The sequence below is a fragment of the Streptomyces sp. NPDC043908 genome, from assembly GCF_056435525.1.
Genome location: NZ_JBWKEI010000001.1, coordinates 906,004 through 918,984 on the forward strand (window position 1 = coordinate 906,004; position 12,981 = coordinate 918,984).

Annotated in this window: 10 protein-coding genes and 2 pseudogenes; 6 read left to right on the top strand and 6 right to left on the bottom strand. The window is 68.3% G+C overall.

The genetic code is table 11. From position 1 onward, the window contains the following. Window positions 1-5: 5 nt before the first annotated feature. Window positions 6-548, top strand: a pseudogene (locus tag AC069K_RS04270) (TetR/AcrR family transcriptional regulator); the annotation flags it as partial. A gap of 487 nt (window positions 549-1,035) precedes the next feature. Here the strand turns inward: AC069K_RS04270 and AC069K_RS04275 are convergent. Beyond that, on the bottom strand, window positions 1,036-1,509 hold the full coding sequence (locus tag AC069K_RS04275; protein ID WP_478611961.1) for a MarR family winged helix-turn-helix transcriptional regulator: 474 nt from the start codon (window positions 1,507-1,509) through the stop codon (window positions 1,036-1,038). A 207-nt stretch (window positions 1,510-1,716) separates the two neighbouring features. On the opposite strand from AC069K_RS04275, the gene AC069K_RS04280 reads away from it, so the two are divergent. Next, complete coding sequence (locus AC069K_RS04280; RefSeq protein WP_478611963.1) at window positions 1,717-2,364, top strand: hypothetical protein; 648 nt, start codon at window positions 1,717-1,719, stop codon at window positions 2,362-2,364. A 266-nt stretch (window positions 2,365-2,630) separates the two neighbouring features. On the opposite strand, the gene AC069K_RS04285 is transcribed toward AC069K_RS04280, so the two are convergent. Further along, on the bottom strand, window positions 2,631-3,560 hold the full coding sequence (locus tag AC069K_RS04285; RefSeq protein WP_478611965.1) for an AraC family transcriptional regulator: 930 nt from the start codon (window positions 3,558-3,560) through the stop codon (window positions 2,631-2,633). A 100-nt stretch (window positions 3,561-3,660) separates the two neighbouring features. Between AC069K_RS04285 and AC069K_RS04290 the strand changes: the two genes are divergently transcribed. Beyond that, entirely contained in the window at window positions 3,661-4,575 is a 915-nt protein-coding gene (locus tag AC069K_RS04290; RefSeq protein ID WP_478611967.1) for an MBL fold metallo-hydrolase, read from the top strand. Window positions 4,576-5,527: 952 nt separating this feature from the next. Here the strand turns inward: AC069K_RS04290 and AC069K_RS04295 are convergent. After that, window positions 5,528-6,454, bottom strand: a complete 927-nt coding sequence (locus tag AC069K_RS04295; protein ID WP_478611969.1) for a hypothetical protein — start codon at window positions 6,452-6,454, stop codon at window positions 5,528-5,530. A gap of 1,464 nt (window positions 6,455-7,918) precedes the next feature. Here AC069K_RS04295 and AC069K_RS04300 point away from each other — a divergent pair. Beyond that, window positions 7,919-9,025 carry an alpha/beta hydrolase family protein gene (locus tag AC069K_RS04300; protein ID WP_478611971.1) on the top strand — a complete coding sequence of 369 codons (1,107 nt, stop codon included), beginning with the start codon at window positions 7,919-7,921 and terminating at the stop codon, window positions 9,023-9,025. Window positions 9,026-9,198: 173 nt separating this feature from the next. Here AC069K_RS04300 and AC069K_RS04305 read toward each other — a convergent pair whose 3' ends face one another. Further along, complete coding sequence (locus AC069K_RS04305; RefSeq protein ID WP_478611973.1) at window positions 9,199-9,672, bottom strand: hypothetical protein; 474 nt, start codon at window positions 9,670-9,672, stop codon at window positions 9,199-9,201. Window positions 9,673-9,706: 34 nt separating this feature from the next. Between AC069K_RS04305 and AC069K_RS04310 the strand changes: the two genes are divergently transcribed. Beyond that, window positions 9,707-9,886 carry a hypothetical protein gene (locus tag AC069K_RS04310; protein WP_478611975.1) on the top strand — a complete coding sequence of 60 codons (180 nt, stop codon included), beginning with the start codon at window positions 9,707-9,709 and terminating at the stop codon, window positions 9,884-9,886. Window positions 9,887-10,314: 428 nt separating this feature from the next. Here AC069K_RS04310 and AC069K_RS04315 read toward each other — a convergent pair whose 3' ends face one another. Both AC069K_RS04315 and AC069K_RS04320 read right to left on the bottom strand, forming a co-directional pair. Continuing rightward, window positions 10,315-10,788 (bottom strand): NUDIX domain-containing protein, encoded by a 474-nt coding sequence (locus AC069K_RS04315; RefSeq protein WP_478611977.1) that lies wholly within the window; start codon window positions 10,786-10,788, stop codon window positions 10,315-10,317. A gap of 151 nt (window positions 10,789-10,939) precedes the next feature. Next, window positions 10,940-11,239 (bottom strand): annotated as a pseudogene (locus AC069K_RS04320) (transposase); the annotation flags it as partial. A gap of 184 nt (window positions 11,240-11,423) precedes the next feature. On the opposite strand from AC069K_RS04320, the gene AC069K_RS04325 reads away from it, so the two are divergent. Continuing rightward, on the top strand, window positions 11,424-12,035 hold the full coding sequence (locus AC069K_RS04325) for a hypothetical protein (RefSeq protein ID WP_478611979.1): 612 nt from the start codon (window positions 11,424-11,426) through the stop codon (window positions 12,033-12,035). The last annotated feature ends 946 nt before the right edge of the window (window positions 12,036-12,981 follow it).

The following is a 12,981-nucleotide window of genomic DNA, read 5'->3' on the forward strand; positions in this document are numbered from 1 at the left end:
GCGGACTGGTCACCGTAGCGGAGGAGAACCGCCGGCGCGTCGTGGAAACCGCCTCCCGGCTGTTCCGGGAGCAGGGGACCCACGTCAGCGTCGCCGACATCATGAAGGCGGCCGGTATGACCCACGGCGGCTTCCACAAGCAGTTCGCCTCCAGGGAAGCACTCATCGACGAAGCCACCGCCCGCGCGTGCGGCGAACTGGCCCAGCACCACCAGGACGGGCTCGATCAGTACGCCGGGCAGCGCGACGCCGCCCAGCGGGCGCTGATCGACACCTACCTCTCCGCCGAGTACCGCGACAGTGCGGCCGAGGGGTGTCCCGTCGCGGCACTCGCCACCGATATGGCCCGCGAGGGCGGAGAGAGCGAGGCCCGCCGCGTCTACACCCGGGGCGTGGGCGACTTCGCCGACTGGCTCGACACGAACAACCAGGACGGCCTCATCCGGCTGTGCACCATGCTCGGCGCGCTCGTCCTGTCCCGGGCCACCAAGGGCTCGCCGCTCTCCGAGGAGATCCTCGCCACCGCGCGCGAGGCACTGACGGCCGCAGCCGTACCCGGTCGCCCAGCCTGTCGCGGACTTGAGCCGGCATGCTGTCGGTGTGGTCGATGGCGGTGCGTCGCAGGTTCTCGGAACCCAGGGCCAGGGGCCGTTCAACGGCCAGCCCGCTGCCCACCCCCCGCTCCAATGCGTCCTTGCGCGTACCGATGCAGGACGGAAGGGTGCGGGCGACGACGTCGTAGCCGTAGTAGCTCTGAGGTCATGACAAGGTCGTAGAAGCGCGACAGGTCGGCATAGGAGTCAGGCACCCGCGCGATGGCGACGGCGCTCTTCACCGAGCAGCAGGGAGGCATTTGGAGCCCTGGCGGCCTGTGCGTGCAGCCGTGCCGGTGGCGATGCATTTCCCCCCGGCCTCCGCCTCCACAGCCGGTGCAGCGCCCGTCCGGGAGGGCGGGCGCTGCGCGCTGTCACCGGCACGCTCGCCCGTTGGGCGGCGGGCGAGGAAAGCTCCGTCGATTGATCCAAGGCAAACGGCTCAGGCGAGGTTGTCGGTGACCCGCTGGAGCACGGAGACCGCCACCGCATACTCCTCGTCCGTGATGTCACCGACGAGGTCCGCGCGCACCTGGGCCATGTGCCCCTGCGCTCTTGCGAAGCCTGCGCGGCCCTGGTCCGTGAGAGTGAGTCGGCCGTCCGTGCCGGCGACGAGCCAGCCCCGGTGCATGAGTGCGTCGGAGGCTTGGGCGATCACCTCGGAACCCATACCGTAGGGCACGTCCAGAGCACGGATTTCTTCCCTGGTCAGGCCGTGCTCGGCCCGGACGACGTTGTTGAGTGCCCACCATTGCGGCTGGGTGAGGTCGATGTGCGCCAGAGCGGTCTGGGAGTGCCGGAGGATCGCTTCCACAGCGTGCCAGGCGACGAGGGCGACGGGCCGTTGGGCGGGCGTTGTGGTGCCGTTCTGCCGAGTATCTGCGGTGACATTACGAAGGGTGCTCACGTTCGTCATGATCACGAAGTTAGGACATCAAGTACGGTTGAGGTCAAGGCTGGTTCGGTCCGACGGTCCTGGATCAGAGAGCCGACGCAACACGCTGCGACAAGCGCGGGTAACGCGTCCACCACCACCGGCTCGGCCGATGGCCGGGGACATCCCGGACCGGGCCCTGATCACGCTCGTACTCCCGGCGCGGTCGTGGTTCATCGTTGGGTACTCGTGCGGCCTGGTCAGGGAGCTGCCCGCTCAGCGATCGTCGTCTACGGTCGGCGGCTCCTGCCTGACCCCCACCACACCTTCCACCGCCCGAGCGAGACGGGCCGTGACAGGGATGAGGTCGCCGTCGCGCGGGCCGGCTCCGAACGTCACGACGCCATCGGATACGCGGACGCGAATGGCCCGGTAGGAGAGGGGGAAGAGCGGGACGAGCGGGACGAGGACCTCCCGACCAGCGACATCGAAGAGCAGATCGATGCCCTTGCGATGGCCCTGGGAAAAGCCATCGTCGACACGCCGTGCCTCGAAGAGGCTGCCGATTCCATTCTCGCCGCCCTGCTACCCGACCCTTTGGACTACGCCGACGACGTAACGCGGCTCCTGGCCCGGGTTCCTCCCGCTCCCCTGACCGCTGTCTCCGCGCTGTTACCGGCACAGCCGGTAAGTGTGGGGGAGGGGCGCCGTTTCCTCTACAGGACTCTCCGGGAGTGGGAGTGCGAGGACCTTGTCGACACCGCCTGCCTGCTGGCTTCGGAGCTATTCGTTGCGGCGCAGGCCGTAGGCGTACGCGATCTTAAACGAGGTGGCCCCCCCGGAAGGCGGGCAACCAGCCCTTGCGGCCCTTGCCGCGAACGCGAAGGGGGTGAATAAGGCGGTGGGCAGCGTGTGGGCGGATGGTATGGGCAGCGAATGTGGCGACGGCTCGGGCGCCATGAGTGGCAGACACTGGGTGAGGCGCTGGACAACCGCGACGGCGACCGGCTGTACGCCGTGCAAACCGCTGACCTGGTGGCTCCCCAGGGTGCGGGGCGGCGTCAGTCCGCAAGTGGACTGTGGAACCCGTTGGTTGGGCTTCAGTGTCCGTGCTCTGCGTCTCTTGGCGGGTCTGCGCGATGAGGGCGGTCCACCAAGGGCTCTCACGTGGAGGCCGATCGACCCGCTGTCTCTGCCCGGTACTGCCCCGGGGTAGTACCGAATTCCCGGCTGAAGGCATGTGAGAGGGCGTACGGGGTGCCGTAGCCGACGCGGCGAGCGATGGTGGCCAGAGGGTCCGGGGTGTCGCGGAGCAGGGTGGCGGCGAAGGTCAGGCGCCACCAGGTGAGGTACGCCATCGGCGGGCGGCCGACCAGCGCGGTGAAGCGGCGAGCCAGGGTGGCGCGGGACACGTTTGCCTCGGCGGCCAAGCGATCGTTGGTCCACGGGGCGGCCGGGTCCGAGTGCAGTGCCCGGAGGGCGGCGGCCGCTACTGGGTCGCCCAGTACGGTCGGCCAGGTGCCGCTCGTGCCCTGGGCTGCCCAGGAGCGGATCATGTAGACAAGGAGGAGGTCGAGCAGGCTGGGCACCGCGATGCAGGCGCCGGGTCCTTGTGCGCCCAGCTCGTGGCCCAGCAGGTCGACGGCGGCGCGCAGTTCGGGATGGGTGCCCACTCGGTTCGGCAGGTGGACGACCTTCGGCAGTTCCGCCATGAGCGGGTGCATGCGACTGCGGTCGAGCCGGTACTTGCCGCACAGCATCTGCACCTCCCCGGAGGCGGCTCGGGGCCGGCGCGCCCCCCTCTCGTCGAGCCATCGCTCGAACGGCACCGCCTGTTTTACGGTCGTCGCATCGACGGGGGCGTCGGCGATCACGTGTCCCGTGCCGTGCGGCAGCAGCACCACGTCACCCGTGCTCAGGGAGACTGGGGAGGCGTTGTCGGGCAGCAGCCAGCAGCTGCCCTCCAGCACCACGTGGAAGCCCGCACCGTCGTACGGGGCGAGCCGCGTGCACCAGTTCCCACTTACCCGCACTCGGTTTGAGGAAGGACGCCCGATGCGTACTGCCGAGACTGCGTCGCTCACCACATCCATCGGCTGATGATACCAAGAGCGTCAGTGGTGAGACGGATACGTATCTGTATGAGCCAGACACGCATTGAGAGGCTCACCTGTCCTTCCTAGAGTCGATGGCATGAAGAGCGAAAGCATGGAGAGCATCGTGTTCGGCGATGTCGAGGTCATCCGAGTCGTCGAGTGGCAAGGGGCGTTCGCGCCCGCACGCGGCCTGGTGCCGGAGTCCGGCGCCGAGGTGTGGAAGGGCAACGAGGGCTGGCTGGCGCCGGACCACTGGGAACCGGACAGCGACAGGGCGGTGGTGGCGCTCCAGACCTGGGTACTGCGCAGCTGCGGGCGGACCGTCCTGGTCGATACCGGGGTAGGGAACGGGCGCGAGCGGCCCGGCTCGGCGCAGTTCCACCACTGGCAGGGCGATTTCCTGGGTGGCCTGGCGCGGGCCGGAGTTCAGCCGGAGGACGTCGACGTCGTCGTCAACACCCACGTTCACGGTGATCACGTCGGTTGGAACACCATCGGTGTAGACGGAGGGTGGACGCCCACATTCCCCAAGGCCCAGTACCTCATCCCGGCCGCGGACGACTTCCACTTCGGACCCGACAACGCGTACGGGAACGGCTACCGGGAGGATGACCGGCTGATCTACGAGGACAGCATCGCGCCCGTCCACCGGGCCGGGCAGACCGTCCTGTGGGACGGCACCCACCGCATCGATGAACACCTCACCCTGGAGTCCGCGCCAGGCCACACGCCCGGCTCATCCGTACTGCGGCTCGCATCCGGGAGCGACCGGGCAGTCTTCGTCGGCGATCTTCTGCACAGCCCGGTGCAGATCCTCACACCCTCCTGCAACAGTTGCTTCTGTCTGGATGCGGAACAAGCAGTGGCTAGCCGCCGTCGGATCCTCCAACGAGCCGCCGCTGAGAGGGAACTGGTGGTCCCTGCACACTTCGGCGGAGCGGGTGCCGTGGAAGTCCGGCAAGGGGCAGGTGGGTTCACCCTCGGGCGGTGGGCGGCCTACGGTACGGCGTAGGTCGCGTCAGTGAGCAGGCCTGGGCGGAGGCACCAGAGTCAGAGCGCTTTGGATGCGATCGAAGCATCGCCGAGCTGTTCGGTCTCCTCAGCTGCCCCACTCGGCATCGACCTGCACATCACCCAAAGCACCCTAGGGGCCAAAGGATCCCCCCGCTACCAAAGCGGTGGGCAGTCCAGTGGGCCCTTGGCGGGCTGATGCTCCACTGTTGCCCGGCTAACGATGGCGAAACCCTGCCCGCCCCGGGGTCTGATGGGAAGGCGCTCGCTCCGGCGAACAGACTGCGCGCGTGAAGGCAGTGGTGCAGTTACCTGCTGCTCCACCTCTCCGGACGCATGAAAACGCACTGGGCATGATCGTTCGACGACTCCGTGCGGTCTGTCGTGGAACACCAGGCGCACTGCCCGGGCGCGCGCCAGCGGCGGAAAGGGCGTGGACCCGGCTCCAGGCAGGGGAGTCCGCGGGCATCGCCCGCCAGGAGATCCCGTCCGCGACCAGGTAACCGGACCGCGTCCAGCCTCTGCCGGGGGAGTATCCCTCGGGCTGCCCGGTCCTGTCTTCGGGCCAGCCCGGTTCCGGCAACAGCCGGCGTACGGCCGCCCGTTTCGCGTCCGTCATGTCCGACGGATACCGGCGTCCCCGTTCTCGGTGATTGGCCGCGTTCCCGTGCACCTGCGCGAGGCAATCCCACGACCGGGCTGCCGGGTTGAACTCGGCGGGCGCAAGAGCGTACAACAACGACGACAGGGCCTCCTGGTCGTGCTCGGATGGGTTTGCCCCCCCGAGCTACCAAGAGGCCCTGCCTTCATGCGTGCGCAGCCGGAAGGCCAGCGAATCAGGGCCCCCGTTCGACCCGCACAAGCCAAGATCGGTTGATGTTCGGCTTCTTCCATCCGGGATGGTCACCAGGTGGCCTTGCGGTGTGATGACATGGAGCACCTGGAGTGGGGGGTCACGGTGTTCCGTTGGCTCCGCTCGCGCAGGGGCTGCCTGCCCCGAAGGTTCCGCCGACGCCGCCGGTCCCGCCGTGGAAGAGCACGCCTCCGGTGGCGTTGCCGCCGGCACCGCCGATACCGCAGGTGCCATCAGCGCTGGCACCGGATTTGACGCCGCCGTTGCCGCCGATGCCACCGTTTCCGCCCGAGTTGGCGATGCCTCCGAAGCTCACACCGCCGGCACCGCCTATACCTGCGGCACCGCCCGGGTAAGCACCGCCCGCGCTGCCATTGCCGCCGCTTCCGGCGTTACCGCCCTTGCCACCGTTGCCGGAGGCATTGGTGCCGCCGGCGCCGCCATTCCCGCCCGTGCCGCCGCCGTGCCCGATACCGCCCTTGCCGGCGTTGCCGCCCCCACCACCGGCGGAACCACCAACACCGCCGAGACCGCCCATACCGCCGGCTCCGGCGCTGGCACCGGAATTACCGCCGGCACCACCTATGCCGCCCGCAGCGACCTGGGTGCCCGCACCGCCAGCCCCGCCCGCACCGCCCGCACCGTTGAGCCCGCCGGTGGCGCCGGTGCCACCGTTACCGCCCGCCGCTCCGTTGGGGCCACCGATACCGCCGACAGCACCCGCACCGCCGGAGCCGCCGCCCAGGCCGAGCCCGCCGTTGCCGCCCGCCCCACCGACCCCGCCCAGCACACCGTTACCGCCGGGACCACCCGCACCGCCGGCGCAGTTCCCGGTTCCGGTCGCGGCGCCGCCGGCGGTCCCGGGGAAGCCGGCGGGGTGGGCTGTGGTGCCGTTGGCACCCGCGACGCCCGCGGTGCCCGCGGTGCAGGCCAGGGCCGAGGCACCGGCCGGAGCGCCGAGGGAAAGTGCAACCCCGGCAAAGAGGGTGGGAAGGGCGAGGAGAGCGATGTTCTGTTTCCTGTTCACAGGGTTCCTCTGTCAGGTGAAGCGAGGGCCGATCCGAAGCGCGAAATCGAGCCAGGTGCGGCACCAGGAAAGTAAATATTTCCCTTGAACGGATTTCCGCGCATGCGGGGAGGCGGTCCGAGAAATTCCGCGCTGCTTCCATACGATACGTATGTGCAGATATTTACAACTGCATAAGACGTGCGATCCCCATCGATATTTGCCCGACAGGGCAGTACATCAACTGCAGTAGGGAAACTCCCTCGATATTATAGGTTTAGCCAATATCCACTGATTCGACCACCAAACATCAACGCGAATCAGTCATCTCTGAAATTCCTGGGAGCGTGCAGGTGCTGAGCTGCAGACTTTGGCAGGTTGCGACAGCCGAAAAGTACGTCCGCCCGTCCCGCATCCATGACCGATGGGATGCGTCGCACGGCCTTGGGCAGGTGCGGCCGGGTGGCGGCGACGCATCGTGTCGACTGTTCGTCTTTCCCGGCTTAAAATGAATGGCCGAATTCAAGCGTTTTCGACGTGTGCGACCATGCGCCTTTGGCGATAAATTGTACTCCTCATGCGTGCCGTACGCAATTATGCCGGAAAATGCCCGGTTGATCGCCGGATCGTCGGCACTGGACGACCGGGCGACTGGGTTGAAATCGACGGGTGTAAGCGTGTACCGCAACGACAACAGGGCCTCCTGGGAGTGCTCGGATGGGCCCCCGAGCTACAAGAGGATCTGCCTTCGTGAATACCCAGCCGGAAGGCCACCCGATCAGGGTCCCTATTCGACCCGCACATCGATTCCCTTGCGCTGGGCCTGCCACGCGGCCGGACTCGATGATTCCCGGTCAGGCGGCAGGTCGACGGTCCGGCGGGTTTCGACGTCCACAAGGGCATTGCCGTGGCACCCCTGACGCGTGGCGTACTCGTCGACACCCGACCACCCGTGGAGCGGGCGCCTCCCGCCCTGGAAGCGCGTCGACCAGCCGCAGGACCGTGCTGCGGCTGACCGGCACGCCGGCGATCTCGGCCAGGCGGGTACCTGCCCGACCGGCGAGGGCGAGCCCGATCGCGGCCAGGGTCGAGCGCTGCCGCTCGGTCCGCTGACCGTGCCTTCGGGCCAGGTCGGGTACCTGCTCGACGAACGTGCGGCGCGGCACTCGGAGTTCCGACACGTGAACTGGCGGACCGCAACCGGATTACCACGCTTCGCGGGCGGGTGCCTCGGGCACCGCGTCGACGGGGCGGGCGGTGACGTCGGAGCGGACAGACAGCACATAGGGCTTCCATGGCCAAGTGGTCTAGGGTTGAAGGAACTTGACGACAAGCAGACCGGACGATGGCGTTCCCTTTACCGTTTTTGCTGTGCGCCTCGGGTCCGGCCACGGAAGGAGCGCAGTGCCTCCCGTACGCCCGAATCGCCGTTCCCTCATAGCCGGTGGCCTCGCAGTAACCGTCGCAGCCGCCGTTCCCCTGTCTGTGTCCACGCCCGCAGGGGCGGCCGGTCTCATCCCCATCCGCCTGGCCGGGCCGACCGGTCCCGCGCCGGTCGGCGCCGTAGAGCTGCACCTGGTCGACCCGTCGCGGACCGACCCCTGGTCGAAGCAGCCGCGCGAGGTGATGGTGACCGTGACGTACCCGGCCGCCGACGTGCGTGGCCGCGCGATGCTGCCCTGGCTGCCGTCTGGTGCCGAGAGGGCCCTCAAGGCCCGCTTCGGCGGCGCGGTGGACGGCTACGCGCTCCCGGAGACCCACAGCGCGGACCGCGCGCCGGTCCGGCCCGGCCGCCGGCCGGTGCTGCTCCACTCGCCGGGATATAACTCGGACCGTACGTTCAACACGCTGGTCATCGAGGAGCTGGCGTCCTGGGGCTATGTCGTGGTCGCGGTCGACCATCCGTACGACTCGGGCGAGGTGGAGTTCCCGGACGGCCGCGTGATCGTCAACCGCCCCGACGACGCGAGTCACGATGCCCGCACGGCCGCGGTCGCGGTGCGTGCCGCCGATCTGCGGTTCGTCCTGGACCAGCTGACCGTGCTGCAGCGGGGCGGCAACCCCGACGTCGAGGGGCGTCCGCTCCCGCCCGGGCTGCACGGGATGCTGGACCTCACGCGGGTCGGCGCTTTCGGGCACTCCCGGGGCGGCGCCGCGTCGGCGGCGGTGATGTATCTGGACGAGCGGGTGCGGGCCGGCATCGATCTGGACGGTGCGCTGTACGGGCCGGTGGTTGAGCACGGTCTCGACCGGCCGTTCCTGCTGATGGATACGGCAGTCCACGACGGGCTGAACCAAGACGGGTCCTGGCCGCCGTTCTGGGTGCGCCTGAGCGACTGGCGCCGCTGTCTGCGGCTCGCGGACGCCGACCACAACTGCTTCACCGACATCGTGGCCATCGCCCCGCAGGTCCCCGAGTCGGTGCGCAAGACGTTGCAGGTCGGCACGACCCCCGCCCACCGGGCGGTGGCTGCCGTACGCGCGACCGTGCGGGCCTTCTTCGACCTCCAGCTGCGCGGCCGCCCGGGCGCCGGGCATCTGCTCTGGGGGGCTTCGCCGCGCTACCCCGAGGTCGACTACATCGCCGGATAACAACCGACGCCGGACGCCCTCAGACCGTCTGCCTGCGACCCCCGCCGCCGGCAGCACCCTCGCCGACTGGGCCGGACCGTTCGGTACGTACGCGCACACTCTGGTTACGAGGGCTGGGGAGCGGCCGGTTCGGTGGTCGGGGCACCGAGCGGACCAGAGTGGATCAGAGCGGATCAGATGGGCTCTCGGGCGAACCGCAGCCACAGCCCGCGGATCAGGGCGCCTGCCACGAGAGCGGCGATGACCGGTCCCGCGAGGAAGATGGCCAGGCCCGCACCGACGTTGGCGCCGATCACTCCCGCTGTGACGATGCGCCAGCCCACGCCGAGCACCAACCCCCCGACGAGCAGCGGCAGGACGACCTGCCACCAACGCGGGTCGAACCGTTCACGCCGGGAGGCGTGGAGGAGAAACGCCAGCGAACCGAGGGCCACCAGCAGCGAGATCACGCCCAGTGCCCTCTCCAGTCCCGGTCCGAGGGAGAGAGGCCGAACGGCATAGTCGAGTTCAGCCGGCGGAATCCCGTCCACGTCCTGCTGCCCGGTCAGCCACCAGGCGACGACCGGCACAGCCGCGACCAGACCGGCAGCGGCGGCGGCGATCGAAGCGCCCCGGGGAGAGCGGGCAGGTATTGAAGGGGTGGGCATGCCGCCATCGTGGCTGCGCAGTCACGATGGCGGCATGAGTACGGATACTCATTTCGTCGACGGTCACCCAGAGTCCCGGCAGCCCGGCCGACTTGCGAAGCGCGCCGGCCGGAAGCCGCTGACTTCTGACGGCCCGGACAGCTCCGGCGCCCGTCACGCCACTGCGCTCCTGCGGGCCCTGCTCGTCCTCACCCGCGCCGAGGTCTCCCGCTGACAGACGATCACCGCTACGGATTACCTCGTCGACCGGCACCCCTGACGGCCGGGTGACGGTGGAGCGGTCCACACCGAAGCGGTCTCCGGCAGGTTCGAAGAGTCGGAACGTGACCGCCACGACCACGCATCCGCCCGCATCACCGTGGAACATGCCCGCACATCCAAGACCTGAATGCGGCCGTGAACAGCCCAACCACGGTCCGTCCGCTATCACGCACCAACTCGTAAGATGACGGACACACCGGCCGACACGGCTACCACGGCCGGCACGATATGCCGACGTACAGCAGGGGGCTTCGGTCAGGCTGCGTCTCTTCGATGTGCCGGCAACAAAGACCCGCTGCCCGACGGCAAGCGCTTGGCGGCTTCAAGGTGCGCCAGACGGGCTGCTGGGAGTCAGGGGCGTGGCCTCGTTCGCCGGAGTGCTCAGGGCGTGGGGTTGGAGTCCCAGCCGAATTTGGAGTGCATGCGGCCTGCGGCGATGTGGTGGAGAGCTGCGGCGTGGTACGGGACGGTGTCTGGGGGGATGGTGTGGAGGGGGAACCAGTCGAGGCCGTCGCATTTAGTGGGTTCGGCGTTGTAAGGCTCTCCGTGCCAGGTGCGGGCCCGGTAGAAGACGCCGAGGCGGGGTTCTTCGCCGGGGGCGCGGTGGTCGATGAAGTGGGCGAAGTCCAGCTGGTGGTCGTCTACGCGTACGCCGATCTCTTCCCAACCTTCGCGCACGCTGCCGGTGTCGGTGGGCTCGTCTGGTTCGAGGTGGCCGGAGGGGACTTGCCACAGGCCGGCAGCGTATCCGCCCTTGCGACGGGTGAGGAGTACGTGGCTGTCGCGAATGAGGACGAGGTGGACGTCGCAGATGCGGCGGTGTCGGACGGGCTGGGTGCTCAGCGGTGCGGTCACGGTGATCGGGCTTCTGTCGTGGGGCCGGTGAGGACACCGATTATGGCGGGGCCAGGCAGTGTCAGGAGAGCCTTTCACCGATCGGGTGAAGTGCGTCTCAACAGGGTTCGTCCCAGAGGCGGCCTGACGCGTATTTCTTGGCCCATGCATCCGAAGGCCCGGTCCGCAGCATGCCGACGTCGGCCAGGCAGTCGCCGCCGAGGACGACGGCCAGTGTCACATCCAGGAGGATCTTGCCGGGCTCGTGCACCGCCCGCAGCGTGCGCCATGGTGTCAGAGCCGCAGATAGCGCGGTGTCCAGGCCCGTCTTGCGGGCCGTCTTCACCGGAAGCACGGCCCCGGCCTGTGAGACCACTCCACGACCGCTGCCCTCAACGCGGACGCGTGGGTACGACCGATACGCTTCTGCACCGGGGGAGTGCTTTCTCTTGTAACGAACAGGACCTTTGATGGCCCTGTCATCCCAGCTCAGAGGCACTTCTGACTTATTTGATCAGTCCACGGACAGCCCTCTTCGGGGGGAATATCCGAGATGAGACTGACCCCCCACTTGGCCGGTGCCCGGCAGTCCGCAGGGCTGCCGGGCACCGGCCAAGTCTGATCCACCCCTCACACAGGAACTGAGAACCTCACACATGCTCAGCTACTGGCTCGCGGCCGTGCGTCGCAGCGCCATGTCTACTGTCCTGGTTGCCGTCGTCGTCAGCGGTGCCATGGCCGGTGTGCTCATATCGGAGGACACAAGCACCTGGGCGGGCTCTTTGCTCCAAGGAACGCTCTTCGGCCTTGCGGCGGGAGCCATCCTCGCCGTCGCAATCGCCACGTCGAACACGTGGAACGCCCGACGCGCGGCCGCGCGGCACGGGCTGCCGCTGATGGCCGAAGCCGCATCCCTGCCGTGCACCGCCGAGATCCATGTCCCGGTGCCCACCGGCACGACTCCCTATCAGCTCACCGACAGCGTGTTGTGTGCCCTCAAGAAGGTTCCGGCTCCCCGGATCGACGAGGTCGAGGAGTTCACGCACGGCAAGCTCACCGTTGTCTGTGGGAGTTCGTCCGCCAACCCGGTGCGGCTACACATCTCCATCGTGACGGACCGGAACATCGCGACGGTGACGATGGACGCCCGCCCCGTGACCACCTGGAAGCGACTGGACGGAGGCGCAAGCTGGAGTGTTCTCACGGCTTTCGAACCGCATGTCAGCAAGGCCGTCCAGTACGACACGGACGGTACGAACATCAGCTGAGCGTGCCCCGGAAGACCGTCCTGCTGACCGTCTCCATTATCCGGACCGCCCAGCATGCGAGACCACCGCACGGCCGTTCCTCTCAACACGGACACGCGGGTACGACCCGATACGCTTCTTCCCTCGTGGTGGTAGCCGACCCGAGCCTGCTTGAGCCAGTTGTGCCAGTTCCATTCGTTGTTGTCTCGGGCGTCCTTTGAGTACCCGCAGGGGCGAGGTCAGCGGCCAGCAGGGCGACGATGGCGTCTGCGTCCAAGGTCCAGTCAGCGCCACGGGGCATACGGCCTCATGTTCGGCAACGGCTCATGGTGCCTGAGAAAGGACAGGCGTGCCCCGTCGGACGCCGGGCCGTTCAGGTCACCCGGGCTCGGCGGGAAAGCCGGGAGATGACGTTAGCGCCATGGCTCGGGGCCGCCTTCTTCACTGTCTCATTCGCAGCAGAACCTGCTCCAAGTCAGTCAGCCGTGTGAGAACTCTTCGGACACCGGCTCAGGCCACCTTGGGAATCGAAGGGCCTGCCCCCGCGTGAGCCTCCTTGCCGGTACGCCGGCGGCGCGGCGGGGAGCAACGGCTGACTTCACAGCAGGCTCATCCATCCCCCCGGGAACGGGGCACCCAGCCACGCAGCCGGTTCCGGTGGATCTGGTGATCCTCGGGTGAGCCGCGGCTGCGGCAACCAGCGCGCGGTTGCGATTCACGGATGAAACGTGCACCGTGCGCGGTATCCATCCCTCATGGAAACAGGCCTTGACCCTTCGTTGCCAGTGGAGCGCCGTTGCGCGAGGACGTCCTTGTGCGAACCGATGCCGCGTCTGTGGAGCAATGCCTCGCAGTGTGCTTGCCCCGCCTGCGTGAGCTGGGCTTTTCGTTCCCTGAGTGAGAGAGCGGGTGTGACCGAACCGCCGCCCTGGATGTCAGTGCCGGCTGCTTACATGAGCCCATGGAC

Bases quoted from the DNA above. Each gene is read 5' to 3' on its own strand.
- AC069K_RS04285 (WP_478611965.1), bottom strand. From the start codon at position 3,560: ATGGATGTGGTGAGCGACGCAGTCTCGGCAGTACGCATCGGGCGTCCT.
- AC069K_RS04305 (WP_478611973.1), bottom strand. From the start codon at position 9,672: ATGCCCACCCCTTCAATACCTGCCCGCTCTCCCCGGGGCGCTTCGATC.
- AC069K_RS04275 (WP_478611961.1), bottom strand. From the start codon at position 1,509: ATGACGAACGTGAGCACCCTTCGTAATGTCACCGCAGATACTCGGCAG.
- AC069K_RS04310 (WP_478611975.1), top strand. From the start codon at position 9,707: ATGAGTACGGATACTCATTTCGTCGACGGTCACCCAGAGTCCCGGCAG.
- AC069K_RS04290 (WP_478611967.1), top strand. From the start codon at position 3,661: ATGAAGAGCGAAAGCATGGAGAGCATCGTGTTCGGCGATGTCGAGGTC.
- AC069K_RS04325 (WP_478611979.1), top strand. From the start codon at position 11,424: ATGCTCAGCTACTGGCTCGCGGCCGTGCGTCGCAGCGCCATGTCTACT.